Below are 13,818 nucleotides of genomic sequence, written 5' to 3' on the forward strand. Positions count from 1 at the left end.
GGAATTCGCCACCCCCGCGTAGGGAGCCGGGCCCGCCCGGGCCGGTCGAGCTGTAGCCCCACGTCCACTGTCAGGCCGACTGGAGCGTCGGCTGTGATGTGCCGCCGCACCCCGCCTGGGCCCGGGCCCAGGCGGGCCGGACGACCTGAAACCAGACGACCACCGTGCGCTTGGCCTGAGTGTCCCCCTCCTTAAAGCTCCCCCGGCTGCCTCCTCCAGCTAACCGCTGGGGGTGCCCCCAGGACGGGCCGCAAGGGGACGCCCCCCGCACATCAGGTGAGACTGAGCCGGACTGGCCGGAGCGCACTCCCGGAGACCTGGCCGGACGGGCCGGGGAATGCATCCCGTCCGGCGCTCGAGGGCTGGGGGCGCCTCCCGGCGTCAGCTGGGGAGGGTCCGGGGCAGGGCCCCGGACGTGTCGCCGGCGCGTCAGAGCAGGTGTGCCTGGACCTCTGCCGCCGCCTCGTGGCCGTACGCCTTGGTGAAGCGCTCCATGAAGGGCTCGCGGCTCAGGGTGTACTCCTGGGTGCCCAGCGTCTCGATCACCAGCGTGGCGAGCATGCAGCCGACCTGGGCCGCGCGCTCCAGGCCGACGCCCCAGCCCAGGCCCGCGAGGAAGCCGGCCCGGAAGGCGTCGCCGACACCGGTCGGGTCGACCTTGCCCTGCTCCTCCGGGCAGCCCACCAGGATCGGCTCCTCGCCGACCCGCTCGATGCGGACGCCCTGCGAGCCCAGCGTGGTGACCCGGTGGCCGACCTTGGCGAGGATGTCCTCGTCGGTCCAGCCGGTCTTGGACTCGATGAGCCCCTTCTCGTACTCGTTCGAGAAGAGATACGCCGCGCCCTCCAGCAGTATCCGGATCTCGTCGCCGTTCATCCGGGCGATCTGCTGCGAGAAGTCGGCCGCGAACGGGATACCGCGCGTACGGCACTCCTCCGTGTGCCGGAGCATCGCCTCGGGGTCGTCGGCGCCGATCAGCACCAGGTCGAGCCCGCCGACACGGTCGGCGACGGCCTTGAGCTCGATCAGCCGGGCCTCGCTCATCGCACCCGTGTAGAAGGAGCCGATCTGGTTGTGGTCGGCGTCGGTGGTGCAGACGAAGCGAGCGGTGTGCAGCACCTCGGAGATGCGGACATGGCGCGTGTCGACGCCGTGCCGGTCGAGCCAGGCGCGGTACTCGTCGAAGTCCGAGCCCGCCGCGCCGACCAGGATGGGGTTGGTGCCGAGCTGGCCCATGCCGAAGCAGATGTTCGCGGCAACCCCTCCCCTGCGTACGTCGAGGGTGTCGACCAGGAAGGAGAGGGAGACCGTGTGCAGCTGATCGGCGACCAGCTGGTCGGCGAATCGGCCGGGGAAGGTCATGAGGTGGTCGGTGGCGATGGAGCCGGTGACTGCGATACGCACGGCGAGGCTGCTCCTGCGAGGGACGACGTTGACAGCCCACGCTACCCGCTCGTAGGGCGTACGGTGCCCATGTCAGGGGTTCGTGCCCGACCGGGCCCCGCGAGACACGGGAGCAATCGCATGGCCGAGTACACCGTTCCGGATTCCGGCCCGCTCGAGCTCGACGGAGGTCTGGAGGCACTGCGCAGCGACTGCGCCCGGATGGCCCCGCACTGGGTGGTACCCGCGACGGCCTTGCCCGCGCCCGTTCCGCCCTCGCTGATCCACGCGATCTCGGTTCCGCCTGCCTCCGTACAGCTGATCGCCGGGATGTCCGAGTACGGCGACTGACCGGCGCACTCCCCCAAGCTCTCGGCTCCTCCCCCAAGCTCTCGGCTCCTCCCCCAAGCTCTCGGCTTCGCTCGAGCAGGGGGGACCCCCATGAGCAGGGGGGACCCCCATGAGCAGGGGGGACCCCCATCCGCGCGTGAGGGAACCGCTCGCTCCCCCGCTCCGTCCCATCCGTGTCCCACGTAACCGGACGGCAGCGCAGTCGAAGGAGCAATGCGGTGAGCGATCGGCCCGACACCAGCACTGACAGCCCCCGCCGCCGGCGGCGCTCCAGGGTCGCCCTGGTCTCCGTGGCGGCCGCGGTACTGCTCGCCGGTGGCGGTGGCGCCTATTGGGCCTCCACAGCCGCCGGCAGCGACGAACGCGGCAGCAATACGGAGAGCAGCAGCGAGCGGCCGCCGCGGCTGACGCTCGACGGGCCCACGGAGGGCATCGCACCCGGCGAGCCGGACCCGGGCGGCGTGAGCTACAAGGCCGCCGGCCCACTGCCGGACGGCCCGGACAAAGCCCCGGTGTACCGGCCGCAGGGCACGGTGACCCAGGCCGAGGCGACGCGGCTCGCCAGGGCCCTGGGGCTGCCGGACACTCCGCGGCTCGTCGGCACGGCCTGGCGGGCCGGGGGCGCACCGGACGGTGAGGGTCCGGTCCTGACGGTCAACAAGCAGGCGCCGGGGACCTGGTCGTTCATCGAGTACGGGCCGCGGGGCAGCGACTTCTGCCGCAAGGACCAGGAGCGTTGCCCCGACCCGGGCGACAAGCCGGACCGCGGCCCCGCGGTGAGCGAGCAGGTGGCGAAAGCCGCCGCCACGCCCGTGCTGAAGGCAATCGGCCAGGACGACGTCAAGCTCGACGCCCGGCAGCTCATGGGCTCGGTACGGGTCGTGAACGCCGACCCGGTGATCGGTGGGTTGCCCACATACGGCTGGGCGACCGGGATCCAGGTCGGCCCGGAGGGACATGTGGTCGGCGGCAGCGGACAGCTGAAGCCTCCGGTCAAGGGCGACGAGTATCCGGTGATCGGCGCGAAGGCGGCGCTCGAGCGGCTCAACGAGGCGGGCCGGGGCTCGGGAGGCATCGGCGGCTGCGCCGTCCCCGTGCCGACCGAGCAGGACCAGCCGGTCGCGCCCTGCAAGCCGGGGCACCAAGGGCCGGCATCGGATCCGGTGCCGGTGACCGGGGCGGTCTTCGGTCTCGCCTCCCACTACATGAACGGCCGGCAGCTGCTCGTACCGTCGTGGCTGTTCGAGGTGAAGCCGCAGGGTGCGGCGCAGCCGTTCACCATCACCCAGCCCGCGGTGCACCCGGACTATCTGACCGAGCCGGCTCCCCCGGGGAAGGACACCCCGCCGGCCGCGTCGGACCGGCGCGTGCAGTCGTACGACGTGGACGCGTCCGGGCGGACGCTGACACTGCGCTTCTGGGGTGGGGTGTGCAGCGAATACGGTGCGCGGGCGACGGAGAGCGCGGACGCGGTACGCGTCGAGATCACCGAGAAGCCGATCGAGCCCGGCAGGGTCTGCATCCTGATCGCCAAGGAACTCACCACGAAGGTCACGCTCGACAAGCCCCTGGGCGACCGCGAGGTCGTGGACGCGGCCTCGGGCCAGACGGTCCCACGCGTTCCGGACCCGTCCGGCGCCTGAGCCCGTCCGGTGCCCCGGGACGGGCACAGCCCCGCGTACGACGAAGGCGGCGGTCCCTGGACATCCAGGGCCGCCGCCTTCACACAGCGCTTCAGCTGAAGGAGTCGCCGCAGGCGCAGGAGCCGGTCGCGTTCGGGTTGTCGATCGTGAAGCCCTGCTTCTCGATGGTGTCCACGAAGTCGATCGACGCGCCGCCCAGGTACGGAGCGCTCATACGGTCGGTCACGACCTTGACGCCGTCGAAGTCCTTGACAACGTCACCGTCGAGCGAACGCTCGTCGAAGAAGAGCTGGTAGCGCAGGCCGGAGCAGCCGCCGGGCTGAACGGCGACGCGCAGGGCCAGGTCGTCGCGGCCTTCCTGGTCGAGCAGGGCCTTGACCTTGGCCGCGGCAGCGTCCGACAGGATGATGCCGTCGCTCACAGTGGTGGTCTCGTCCGATACGGACATCTGCTTCTCTCCCGGGTTGTACGGAGACTGCTTGCCGACGGTGCTTGCAACCGGCGGGGTCCCGGATTCATTCCGGGCGAGCCCTAGTCTTTCCTCTTCATGCTCGCACACGCGTCGCAGGCCGGATACCGGCTTGTCGTGGGGGAATGCGTCACATCGACACTATGGCCATCGTCAAAGTGACGTGAACCAGTTATGATAGATAGTGTCATTTAGACGAAAAGCCCCCGGTGCAAGCACCGGCTCCACTGGAGGCGGCTGCGCCGCCGCGAAATTCGGAACAGAAAGGGTGCGTGTCGTGACCACCGCCCAGCCCCTGGACGTCCAGCCGACGCCCCTCGCTCTCCTGCTGCTCGGCCGCGAGGCCGACCCGAAGAGCGAGCGCGGCGTGGACTGTCCGGGTGACCTGCCCTCCCCGTCCGACCCGGACCTGGTGGAGCGCGCCCGCGCGGCCAAGGAGAAGCTCGGGGACAAGGTCTTCATCCTCGGCCACCACTACCAGCGCGACGAGGTCATCCAGTTCGCCGATGTCACCGGGGACTCCTTCAAGCTCGCCAGGGACGCGGCCGCCCGCCCGGAGGCCGAGTACATCGTCTTCTGCGGTGTGCACTTCATGGCCGAGTCCGCGGACATCCTGACCACGGACGACCAGAAGGTCGTCCTGCCCGACCTGGCGGCCGGCTGCTCGATGGCCGACATGGCCACCGCCGAGCAGGTCGCGGAATGCTGGGACGTACTGACCGAGGCCGGCATCGCCGAGCAGGTCGTGCCCGTCTCGTACATGAACTCCTCCGCCGACATCAAGGCCTTCACCGGCAAGCACGGCGGCCTGATCTGTACCTCGTCCAACGCCAGGCGCGCGCTGGACTGGGCCTTCGAGCAGGGCGAGAAGGTCCTTTTCCTGCCGGACCAGCACCTCGGGCGCAACACCGCGGTCCGCGACATGGGCATGTCGCTCGACGACTGCGTCATCTACAACCCGCACAAGCCGAACGGCGGACTGACCGTCGAGCAGCTGCGCAACGCCAAGATGATCCTGTGGCGCGGCCACTGCTCCGTGCACGGCCGCTTCTCGCTGGACTCCGTCAACGACGTGCGCGAGCGCATCCCGGGCGTCAACGTCCTGGTGCACCCCGAGTGCAAGCACGAGGTCGTGGCCGCGGCCGACTACGTCGGCTCGACGGAGTACATCATCAAGGCCCTGGAGGCCGCCCCGGCCGGCTCCAAGTGGGCCATCGGCACGGAGCTGAACCTGGTCCGCCGCCTGGCGAACCGCTTCGCGGCCGAGGACAAGGAGATCGTCTTCCTCGACAAGACGGTCTGCTTCTGCTCCACGATGAACCGCATCGACCTGCCGCATCTGGTGTGGGCCCTGGAGTCCCTCGCCGAGGGCAACCTGGTCAACCGCATCGAGGTCGACAAGGAGACCGAGAGCTTCGCGAAGCTCGCGCTGGAGCGGATGCTGGCGCTGCCGTAGCCCGCACCACACCGACGCCGAGAGGCGCCCCGAATGGGCGCCCCTCGGCGCTGTCGGCCCATGGGGTTCGACCAAGGGCACCAGCCTCCCCCGTTCTCAGTTACGCGCATCGCCACCACGCTCCTGTACGGGGCGGAGTTGCGGCTGGTGTGAAATCTCCTGGTCAGCAGGAGGGGCCACCAAGTTCGGATGGGCAGAGGTCTTCGTGGTGTTGCGGGGTCAGAAGCCGGTCGGGTAGTCGTCGAAGCGGACCACGCGGGCTATGTAGAAGCCGGGCGCTCCCTTCGGCGTCACGCTGCGGTGGTACTCGATCAAGCCGAGTCCGTGGGGCATGAAGGAGGTGTAGACGTCGTCTACGCCGGGAACCGGCCGGGCGCTGAGAGGAAGAACTCCGAGTCCCAGCGCCTCGCGCATCTCGACCATGACGACGGATACCGCCCCCACGATGTCCAGGGGCGTATCAGGGCCGAGAAGGATCTCTTCGACCTCGGGCGACATACTGATCGGGTCCTCGTCCTCGGGACCGTCGTACAGGTCGTGCCAGTCACTCACTGGCTGCGCTTCCGCAGCTCGCGCATGATCGCCGAGGCCGGGCGGCCGGTGGCCGTACCCGCCTTCACCGCAGCGGCGGTACGGGAGGTACGGGGGTCGCCGGCGATCTGCACGAGGAGCCACCAGTTCTTGAGGATGTCTCCAATCTCGTCCGCGCCGGCCTGCCCCATCTCCCGGTAGAAGTCCATGCGCTGTACCGGCGGCAGTGCTGCGGCTACGGCGTCCTGGGTGCACGGAATGCGTGACGGCTGACAGGGATGCTCAGGTTGTGCGCTCACGGTGGTGTTCTCCCTCCGATGGGTGCCCCGGCCAGAGTATCCAGCAGGGTGGAGGGCGTCAGGCGCTTCTGCTCCACCATGAACCGCATCGACCCTCCCGCACCTGGTGTGGGCCCTGGAGTCCCTGGCCGAGGGCAACCTGGTCAACCGCATCGAGGTCGACAAGGAGACCGAGATCTTCGCGAAGCTCGCGCTGGAGCGGATGCCGGCACTGCCGTAGCCCGCGGCCCAGTCTGACGTGCCGAAGGGTGCGCCCCGTGACCGGGCGCCCCCTTCGGCGTAGCCGACTCGGTACAGCCCGAAATCAACGACCTCCGTGCCGGTAATCGCGTATCACGGTCACGAGGCCGGCTCACTGCAGTACTCGTTGGCCTGGTTCAAGAAGTCCTTGCGGCTCATCGTCACGGCGTTTCCGTCCCCGTCGTCTGTCAGCACCTCGCCACGGGAAGGACTGCTCAGTTGCTTGAGACTGAACGTCGCATCCCCCATTATCCCTCTGGAGTTAACCCCATCGAACACTTGCCACATAAGTGGCACCTCGCTCAAATCTTGTGATGCCCGACCCGTACGTGCGCCACCCTTCGGGTTCACGAAATACCTGAACGGATTTCAGGTCAGGCCCCGTAAAGTCGCGACTCACCGCCCACTTTCGCAGTGGACCCTTATAGTTTCCATTTTGATGCACGCTGAATCTCTCTACGATGAATTCATCACAGGTCATGGTCAGCAGTCGCACGGTTGCTCCGTCCAGTGACTCGACCGCAACCACAGGCTCCGGGGCGGGGGAGCATGAGGAAGTCCCCCATACCAGCACGAACGCCATCAGAGACGCCCTGCCGAACGAGAAGAGCCGTCCGCCTTTCCTCTCGGGGTGACCATTGGAATCCACCTCGCCCTTGCCCACGGCGATACCTCCCCCAGCCAGTTTCCTGGTCACGAAACCGGCCCCAACGTCGGCGGGCCACAATTGAGATAACCTCCCCACCACAGGTTAGCCTCGACTTCAAACTTGTTCGCCGCCCAAGGCGTGTCGGTATTCCACCACGAGGATGTCGAGGCTCGCGTGTAGTCACGGATGCATGCACGAGCGTCTCCGTATTGCGCCCACTGCTCGGAGTGCACGGCTTCATGCCTGAGGAGATCGGGGCCGAATTTATCCGCCTTCTTCTTTCCCTCCTGAGCTTCTATCACATTTCACACGTCTTCCTCGTCATTCAACCTGTTCTTGAGCTCCTCCTTACCCGAGGGCCAGAAGAGCACATCTCCGACAGTCATGGGCTGGTCGCCACCAGGCTCGCGTCCGTCTACCCAACGCGCCGTCAGCGCGACGCCTGCGCCTGATCCTCACGCCCCCACTCCGGATTCACGACCAAGACATGGCATGTGCCGGGCGCAAGCTTCGCCATACGGGAGGTCCACTGAACACGTCGCGATGACAATGTGACCTTCGTGACGCCTGTGAACAGCACTTTGGTCCTGATCTGGTCCATTTTTTCGTGGCTCCGGTCGCTCCCAGCCGCGCTGACGTCCAAACGGCAGCCTTGACAGGGAAACCATTCAGTCCTCCGACAACCGCGCGCCTCGACTCACGGCAATCCGCAACACGTCCCCCAGCGCCTCAGCGAGCCGTGCACCGGTGAAGCGCAACTCCCGCTCCCCCGCACCCGAATCAGCGAGCAGCGGCTTGGCCGCAGTCAGGACGCACTCGGCGGAGTCGAGCAGCTCGGCCTCCAACTCGTCGGCCAGCCGGGATAGTCGACTGCCGGAGTCGTCCGTGCTCAGGTAACAGGGCGCGCCCTCCGGCGTGGTCCACGGGAGCAACCGTAGTCGGGTGCCGTTTCCGTTACGCATCATTGCCTCGCTACCTCCGACCCTGGCCCTCTGGTGTTCACGAACACCGGGCAGCTACCGTGTGTGCTCACATCGTCACCCTGAGAGGCGTGGCTTCAATAGGGGTGCCGTGTCCCAGCGTTGGGAGTGGGACACGAGAGAGGCAAAACGATGACTTTCAAGCCCCAGGCTCTGACCCCGTACCTGTCCGCTCGGCACTACTTCGGCTCGGAGCAGCGCCGCCACCGCGAGCGTGCGAACCTGTCGTTGGTGCAGTTGGCAAACATCCTGAACTCCAGCAAAAGCACACTCGCGCGCATCGAGGCAGCGGAGCTGATGCCGCCGCCGGATCTGCCGGCCAGGCTCGACGCCGCATTCGGCACGGACAAGCACTTCCACGGGCTGTACCAACTGGCCAAGCGTGAGGCCCATCCCGACCAGTACCGCCGGTACATGGACTTCGAGGCGCGAGCCGAGACCATCGAGCAGTACGGGGCCCAAGTCCTGCCCGGACTGTTGCAGACCAAGGCGTATGCCCACGCGCTGCTGCGCTGCCAGGAGGACCTGGCTGAAGAGCAGGTCGAAGAACGTGTCGCCGCCAGGATGTCGCGTCAGGAGAGGCAGCGTTCGGAAGCCCCTCCGCTCCGGTGGGCGGTCATCGATGAATCCGTACTACGCCGACAGGTCGGCGGCCAGGCGTGTATGTACGAGCAACTGGCTTCGCTGCTCGACCAAGTGGATACTCCGGTCAGTAAGGTTCAAGTGATGCCGTTCAGCGCGGGTCCGCACTCGCTGATGGGCGGCGCACTGACTCTGCTGACACTCGCCAACGGCTCGGCAGCGGCATACGAAGAGGGCATCAAGGCCGGTCACCTCTACGAGGACCCGGACGAAGTGAAGAAGTGGCGACGGCAGTACGAGGTTCTGCGCGCCAACGCTCTCACGCTCCCTGAGTCGGCGCAGCTGATCGGCAAGACGATGGAGGACTACAAGACATGCGGCTCACCCCCGAGTTGAGCGCCGCTCACTGGCGCAGGAGCAGTCACAGCAACACCAACGGGGGCGAATGCGTGGAGATCGCCGAGGACTTCCCCGGCGTCGTCCCCGTGCGCGACAGCAAGCACCCCGAGGGGCCCGCCCTCATCATCCCCAGCACCGCCTGGGCACCCTTCATCGAGTCGCTCAAAGCGCAGGCATAAGCCTCGCGGGGCCGTTCCTGCGCAGGCCATCCGATGGTGTGATGCGGAGCCTGATCAGCACGACAACTGCCGCTCACTCCATAGCGTTCTGCCCATGGTCACTGCGCGGCACGAAACGATGCATCGGATCTTCCCGGAGGATCCGGAGCTCTTCACTCGCGTCTTCGAGCGCCTGCTCGGAACGCCCCTACCCAAGCCCAGGGCCATCGCCGTCCTCAAGATCGGCTGGAGCAGCTCACGAGCGTACGCGACCGAAAGGGACCTGATGACTGCTACACACGCTACCTCTCGCACCTACTTCGAGGAACTGCAAGACAGCGCACACGCCAGAGGCCGAGCCGAAGCGCAGGCCGAGGCTCGCGGCACCAGGCCGAGCTTGTCCTGACGCTCATCGAGCGCCGGGGCATCCAGTTGCCGCAGTCCGTGAGGGAGCTGATCCTCGTGCCAGGACCGGCAGACACTCGACAAGTGGTTCGAGCGGGCCATCGGCGCGACCAGCGTGGACGACCTGCTCCGCGACGACAGCTGAGCCCGTCAGTCCGCTCCCGGGCGGACCAGGCCAGATTCGTACGCGTGCACCACCAACTGGGCCCTGTCCCGTGCGCCGAGTTTCGACATCGCCCGGTTCACATGGGTCTTGACGGTGAGCGGGCTGACCGCCAGGCGTTCCGCGATCTCGTCGTTGGAGTGGCCGCCCGCGACCAGGGTGAGGACCTCGCGTTCGCGGCCGGTCAGGGCGGACAGGCGCTCGGAGTACTCCGTCGGTGCCCGGTCGCCGCCCTGAGCCAGGAACTTCGCGATCAGCCCTTTCGTCGCAGCTGGGGAGAGCAGTGCCTCGCCCCCCGCCGCGACCCTGATGGCGCCCAGCAGCTCCTCCGGTTCCGCGCCCTTGCCGAGGAAGCCGGAGGCGCCCGCGCGCAGTGACTGCACCACGTACTCGTCGACCTCGAAGGTCGTCAGCATGACGACCCGTACGTCCGCGAGCTCCGGGTCGGCGCTGATCATGCGGGTGGCGGCCAGTCCGTCCGTACCCGGCATACGGATGTCCATCAGGACGACATCCGCCTTCTCACTGCGGGCCAGCGCCACCGCCTCGGCGCCGTCGGCGGCCTCCCCCACGACCGCCATATCGGGCTCGGAGTCCACCAGCACCCGGAACGCGCTGCGCAGCAGCGCCTGGTCGTCCGCGAGCAGCACCCTGATCGTCATGCGTCGTCCTCCCCCGTACGCGCCACGACCGGCAGTATCGCCTGGACGCGGAAGCCGCCGCCGTAGCGCGGGGCCGCGGTGCAGCTTCCGCCGAGCGCGCTGACGCGCTCGCGCATGCCGAGCAGGCCGTGGCCGCCGCCGTCCGTGTGGCCGGCCTCGCCGCCCTTGCCGTTGTCGATCACCGTGATCTCCAGCGATCTGCCGACCCGTACGACGCTCACCTCGGCCTTCGCCTCCGGGCCCGCGTGCTTCCGCACATTCGTCAGCGCCTCCTGGATGATCCGGTACGCCGCCAGGTCCACCGCCGAGGGCAGACACTCGTCGTCGGCACGGGCCACCTCGACCGGGAGTCCCGCGTGCCGGAAGGTGTCCACCAGGTCGTCCAGCCTGGCCAGCCCCGGCGCGGGCTCGGTCGGGGCCGTCGGGTCTCCGGACTGGCGGAGCAGACCGACGGTGGCGCGGAGTTCGTCGAGGGCCGAGCGGCTGGCCTCCCGTACGTGCGAGAGGGCCTCCTTGGCCTGGTCCGGGCGCCGGTCCATGACATGTGCGGCCACTCCGGCCTGGACATTGACCAGCGCGATGTGATGGGCGACCACATCATGGAGGTCGCGGGCTATCCGCAGCCGCTCCTCGGCGACCCGGCGGCGGGCCTCCTCCTCCCGGGTGCGTTCCGCCCGCTCGGCGCGCTCCCGTATCGCGTCGACGAAGGCCCGCCGGCTGCGCACGGCGTCACCGGCCGCGGCCGCCATGCCCGACCAGGCGAAGACCCCGAGGTTCTCCTGGGCGTACCAGGGCGTGGCCCCGAACCCCATCGCGGCGGCCGTCAACGCGGTCATCGTCACCAGGCCGACCCGCCAGGTGGTGGGCCGGTCGGTGCGGGACGCGACCGTGTACAGCGCGACCACGGCACTCATGGCGACGGGTGCCGGCGGGTCCGTGGTGATGAGCTCGACGACGGAGACCGTGCCGGTGAAGGCCAGCACGGCGAGGGCGTTACGGCGCCGGAGTACCAGCGCGGCGGCGCCGACCACCATCAGGGCGGCGCTGCGGGCTCCCGGGGTCCGGTCGCCGAAGGCGGGGCCGTCGATGCCGTGCGGCTCGACGAAGGACCCGGCCACCATGCACACCAGGACACCCAGCGCGAGCAGGGCGTCCAGCGCGTATGGGTGCGTGCGCAGCCAGTTCGGCAAGCGGCGGATGCGCACGCGCGTCCCTCCCCGAGCTCGGTGTTGCCGCCCCCGCTGCGGCGGTCTGGGGGCACCTCCCAGCGGTAGCCGGGGAAGTGTCCGCCCTCAAGCTCCCCCAGGACAGGCTGAGCGTGCCGCCCTCCGCTGCGGCGGCATGGGAATACCTGCCGGAAGTGTCCGTCCTCGAACGCCGGACGGACCGGATGCGACGCCCCCCGTCGGGTGAGCCGGAGTGTCCGTTCTCCGGCGCCGGACGGGATGGGCTTGCCCCGGCTGGGCCTCAGCCGGGGATGAGGCCCTCGTCGGTGAGCAGGTGGCGGACCTCCTCGAGGGTCGCGTCAGGGGTGGGCAGGATCAGCTCGGACGGTTCGAGGGAGTCGTCCGGCAGCGGCGTGCCCAGCTCCCGGACCTTGTCGAGCAGGGCGTGCAGCGTCCGCCGGAAGCCGTCCTCGTCGCCGCTCTCCATCTCGGCGAGCAGCTCGTCGTCGAGCTTGTTCAGTTCGGCGAAGTGGCTGTCGGCCAGCCTCACCTGGCCCTCCCCCATGATCCGTACGATCATGACGCTCTCCTCGGGAGCCGGTGGCTACTGCTTGTCGAAGCGCGGAGTGTCCTGCTGCTGGTGGTTCTGGTTCTGGCCCGCGCCACCCTCGATGGCCTGCGGCGCCGGGCCACCTGCCAGCTCGGCCTTCATGCGCTGGAGCTCCAGCTCCACGTCCGTACCGCCGGAGAGCCGGTCCAGCTCTGCCTGGATGTCATCCTTGGCCATTCCGGACGGGTCGTCCAGGGCGCCGGAGGCGAGCAGCTCGTCGATCGCGCCGGCTCGTGCCTGGAGCTGGGCGGTCTTGTCCTCGGCCCGCTGGATGGCCAGACCGACGTCGCCCATCTCCTCCGAGATACCGGAGAACGCCTCGCCGATCCGGGTCTGTGCCTGGGCCGCCGTGTACGTGGCCTTGATGGTCTCCTTCTTCGTACGGAAGGCGTCGACCTTGGCCTGGAGCCGCTGCGCCGCCAGCGTGAGCTTCTCCTCCTCGCCCTGGAGGGTCTGGTGCTGCGTCTCCAGGTCGGTGACCTGCTGCTGGAGCGCGGCACGACGGGAGAGCGCCTCACGGGCGAGGTCCTCGCGCCCCAGCGCGAGCGCCTTGCGGCCCTGGTCCTCGAGCTTGGCGGACTGGCCCTGCAGCTGGTTGAGCTGGAGCTCGAGTCGCTTGCGGGACGTCGCCACGTCGGCGACTCCGCGGCGCACCTTCTGCAGCAGCTCCAGTTGCTTCTGGTACGAGTAATCGAGGGTCTCGCGCGGGTCCTCGGCCCGATCAAGGGCCTGGTTCGCCTTCGCGCGGAAGATCATCCCCATACGCTTCATGACACCGCTCATGGGCTTCGCGCGCCCCCTTCTGACGGAACTCGGCTGCAGCTCTCCAACAGAACCCACAGTACGGGCCCTGCCTCTATTACCGCACTGTTCGAGCGCGGATACGCTCCTCCCCAAGGACGACCTGCGCCCTGCCCCGATCCGGCTCAAGGAGTAGGTGCCCGTGACGGGAGGAAGCAACTGTCATGACGCCCGCCGTTGCCGGATCGTTCCCCACGGGGCTGGGGTCCGTGCGCGGCACCCCGTACGCTTGGGTTTTGTGTTCCGTAGCCGTTCCAAGGAAGAGAAGTCCCCCACCGACGCGGTGACGGCGGACCTCTCCAAGCAGCCCCGTGACCCGCAGGCCCCCAAGGGCCGCCCGACGCCCAAGCGCAGTGAGGCGCAGTCCCAGCGCCGCCGTGCGACGAGCGGTCCGATCGACCGTAAGGAGGCCGCCCGCCGCCAGCGCGAGGCCCGCCGTGTGGACATGGCCAGGCAGCGCGAAGCGCTGGCCTCCGGTGATGAGCGCTATCTGCCGGTGCGCGACAAGGGCCCCGTCCGCCGTTTCGCGCGCGACTTCATCGACTCGCGCTTCTGTGTGGCGGAGTTCTTCCTGCCGCTCGCGGTGATCATCCTCGTGCTGAGCATGATCCGCGTGACCAACATCCAGACCATCGCCCTGCTGCTCTGGCTCGGCGTGATCGTGATGATCGTCGTCGACTCGATCGGAATCGCGTTCCGGCTGAAGAAGCAGCTGAAGGAGCGCTTCCCGAACGAGCCCAAGCGCGGTGCCGTCGCCTACGCCCTGATGCGTTCGCTCCAGATGCGCCGGCTGCGGCTGCCGAAGCCGCAGGTCAAGCGGGGAGAGCGGCCCTGACCGTGCAAGGCTTCGAGGGCGGATCGGCCGCCTGGC

At 68.6% G+C, this 13,818-nt stretch carries 16 protein-coding genes and 1 pseudogene; 8 read left to right on the forward strand and 9 right to left on the reverse strand.

Annotation, left to right across the window (positions count from 1 at the left end; translation table 11 throughout):
• Window positions 1-429 precede the first annotated feature (429 nt).
• A complete protein-coding gene (locus ABD858_RS08680) occupies window positions 430-1,404 on the reverse strand; it encodes a carbohydrate kinase family protein (RefSeq protein ID WP_345035637.1) in 975 nt (324 codons plus the stop codon).
• 120 nt (window positions 1,405-1,524) lie between these two features.
• Between ABD858_RS08680 and ABD858_RS08685 the strand changes: the two genes are divergently transcribed.
• Both ABD858_RS08685 and ABD858_RS08690 read left to right on the forward strand, forming a co-directional pair.
• Entirely contained in the window at window positions 1,525-1,734 is a 210-nt protein-coding gene (locus ABD858_RS08685) for a hypothetical protein (RefSeq protein WP_345035638.1), read from the forward strand.
• A 218-nt stretch (window positions 1,735-1,952) separates the two neighbouring features.
• Window positions 1,953-3,377, forward strand: coding sequence for a hypothetical protein (locus tag ABD858_RS08690; protein WP_345035640.1), 1,425 nt, complete (start codon window positions 1,953-1,955; stop codon window positions 3,375-3,377).
• A gap of 91 nt (window positions 3,378-3,468) precedes the next feature.
• On the opposite strand, the gene ABD858_RS08695 is transcribed toward ABD858_RS08690, so the two are convergent.
• Window positions 3,469-3,825: a HesB/IscA family protein gene (locus tag ABD858_RS08695; protein WP_282538608.1), complete on the reverse strand. Its 357-nt coding sequence runs from the start codon at window positions 3,823-3,825 to the stop codon at window positions 3,469-3,471.
• 289 nt (window positions 3,826-4,114) lie between these two features.
• Here ABD858_RS08695 and nadA point away from each other — a divergent pair, with 289 nt between their 5' ends.
• Window positions 4,115-5,302 carry a quinolinate synthase NadA gene (gene nadA, locus ABD858_RS08700; protein ID WP_345035643.1) on the forward strand — a complete coding sequence of 396 codons (1,188 nt, stop codon included), beginning with the start codon at window positions 4,115-4,117 and terminating at the stop codon, window positions 5,300-5,302.
• 219 nt (window positions 5,303-5,521) lie between these two features.
• Here nadA and ABD858_RS08705 read toward each other — a convergent pair whose 3' ends face one another.
• Together ABD858_RS08705 and ABD858_RS08710 are read right to left on the reverse strand one after the other, a co-directional pair.
• On the reverse strand, window positions 5,522-5,854 hold the full coding sequence (locus ABD858_RS08705) for a hypothetical protein (RefSeq protein WP_345035644.1): 333 nt from the start codon (window positions 5,852-5,854) through the stop codon (window positions 5,522-5,524).
• The gene (locus ABD858_RS08710; protein ID WP_345035646.1) at window positions 5,851-6,132 is read right to left on the reverse strand and encodes a hypothetical protein; all 282 of its coding nucleotides are present in this window, start codon (window positions 6,130-6,132) and stop codon (window positions 5,851-5,853) included. The genes ABD858_RS08705 and ABD858_RS08710 overlap by 4 nt, the downstream gene beginning before the upstream one ends.
• A 66-nt stretch (window positions 6,133-6,198) precedes the next feature.
• Here ABD858_RS08710 and ABD858_RS08715 point away from each other — a divergent pair.
• Both ABD858_RS08715 and ABD858_RS08720 read left to right on the forward strand, forming a co-directional pair.
• Window positions 6,199-6,352: pseudogene (locus ABD858_RS08715) on the forward strand (quinolinate synthase NadA); the annotation flags it as partial.
• Between the two features lie 908 nt (window positions 6,353-7,260).
• Window positions 7,261-7,473, forward strand: coding sequence for a hypothetical protein (locus ABD858_RS08720; RefSeq protein ID WP_345035647.1), 213 nt, complete (start codon window positions 7,261-7,263; stop codon window positions 7,471-7,473).
• A 216-nt stretch (window positions 7,474-7,689) separates the two neighbouring features.
• Here the strand turns inward: ABD858_RS08720 and ABD858_RS08725 are convergent, their stop codons facing one another.
• Entirely contained in the window at window positions 7,690-7,986 is a 297-nt protein-coding gene (locus ABD858_RS08725) for a hypothetical protein (RefSeq protein ID WP_345035648.1), read from the reverse strand.
• A 147-nt stretch (window positions 7,987-8,133) separates the two neighbouring features.
• Between ABD858_RS08725 and ABD858_RS08730 the strand changes: the two genes are divergently transcribed.
• Together ABD858_RS08730 and ABD858_RS08735 are read left to right on the forward strand one after the other, a co-directional pair.
• A complete protein-coding gene (locus ABD858_RS08730) occupies window positions 8,134-8,979 on the forward strand; it encodes a helix-turn-helix domain-containing protein (protein WP_345035649.1) in 846 nt (281 codons plus the stop codon).
• Window positions 8,958-9,161 (forward strand): DUF397 domain-containing protein, encoded by a 204-nt coding sequence (locus ABD858_RS08735; protein ID WP_345035650.1) that lies wholly within the window; start codon window positions 8,958-8,960, stop codon window positions 9,159-9,161. The genes ABD858_RS08730 and ABD858_RS08735 overlap by 22 nt, the downstream gene beginning before the upstream one ends.
• A 534-nt stretch (window positions 9,162-9,695) precedes the next feature.
• Here the strand turns inward: ABD858_RS08735 and ABD858_RS08740 are convergent.
• From ABD858_RS08740 to ABD858_RS08755, 4 genes are all read right to left on the reverse strand, one after another.
• On the reverse strand, window positions 9,696-10,370 hold the full coding sequence (locus ABD858_RS08740; RefSeq protein WP_345035652.1) for a response regulator: 675 nt from the start codon (window positions 10,368-10,370) through the stop codon (window positions 9,696-9,698).
• The gene (locus tag ABD858_RS08745; RefSeq protein ID WP_345035653.1) at window positions 10,367-11,575 is read right to left on the reverse strand and encodes a sensor histidine kinase; all 1,209 of its coding nucleotides are present in this window, start codon (window positions 11,573-11,575) and stop codon (window positions 10,367-10,369) included. The genes ABD858_RS08740 and ABD858_RS08745 overlap by 4 nt, the downstream gene beginning before the upstream one ends.
• 262 nt (window positions 11,576-11,837) lie before the next feature.
• On the reverse strand, window positions 11,838-12,116 hold the full coding sequence (gene pspAA, locus ABD858_RS08750) for a PspA-associated protein PspAA (RefSeq protein WP_345035654.1): 279 nt from the start codon (window positions 12,114-12,116) through the stop codon (window positions 11,838-11,840).
• 24 nt (window positions 12,117-12,140) lie between these two features.
• Window positions 12,141-12,929 (reverse strand): PspA/IM30 family protein, encoded by a 789-nt coding sequence (locus tag ABD858_RS08755; RefSeq protein WP_345035656.1) that lies wholly within the window; start codon window positions 12,927-12,929, stop codon window positions 12,141-12,143.
• 256 nt (window positions 12,930-13,185) lie between these two features.
• On the opposite strand from ABD858_RS08755, the gene ABD858_RS08760 reads away from it, so the two are divergent.
• Window positions 13,186-13,782, forward strand: a complete 597-nt coding sequence (locus ABD858_RS08760; protein WP_345035657.1) for a DUF3043 domain-containing protein — start codon at window positions 13,186-13,188, stop codon at window positions 13,780-13,782.
• Window positions 13,783-13,818 lie beyond the last annotated feature (36 nt).

Source organism: Streptomyces sannanensis, assembly GCF_039536205.1.
Taxonomy (GTDB): Bacteria; Actinomycetota; Actinomycetes; order Streptomycetales; family Streptomycetaceae; genus Streptomyces; species Streptomyces sannanensis.

Bases quoted from the DNA above. Each gene is read 5' to 3' on its own strand.
- ABD858_RS08685 (WP_345035638.1), top strand. From the start codon at position 1,525: ATGGCCGAGTACACCGTTCCGGATTCCGGCCCGCTCGAGCTCGACGGA.
- ABD858_RS08695 (WP_282538608.1), bottom strand. From the start codon at position 3,825: ATGTCCGTATCGGACGAGACCACCACTGTGAGCGACGGCATCATCCTG.
- ABD858_RS08720 (WP_345035647.1), top strand. From the start codon at position 7,261: ATGCCTGAGGAGATCGGGGCCGAATTTATCCGCCTTCTTCTTTCCCTC.
- ABD858_RS08725 (WP_345035648.1), bottom strand. From the start codon at position 7,986: ATGATGCGTAACGGAAACGGCACCCGACTACGGTTGCTCCCGTGGACC.
- ABD858_RS08730 (WP_345035649.1), top strand. From the start codon at position 8,134: ATGACTTTCAAGCCCCAGGCTCTGACCCCGTACCTGTCCGCTCGGCAC.
- ABD858_RS08735 (WP_345035650.1), top strand. From the start codon at position 8,958: ATGCGGCTCACCCCCGAGTTGAGCGCCGCTCACTGGCGCAGGAGCAGT.
- ABD858_RS08740 (WP_345035652.1), bottom strand. From the start codon at position 10,370: ATGACGATCAGGGTGCTGCTCGCGGACGACCAGGCGCTGCTGCGCAGC.
- pspAA (WP_345035654.1), bottom strand. From the start codon at position 12,116: ATGATCGTACGGATCATGGGGGAGGGCCAGGTGAGGCTGGCCGACAGC.
- ABD858_RS08755 (WP_345035656.1), bottom strand. From the start codon at position 12,929: ATGAGCGGTGTCATGAAGCGTATGGGGATGATCTTCCGCGCGAAGGCG.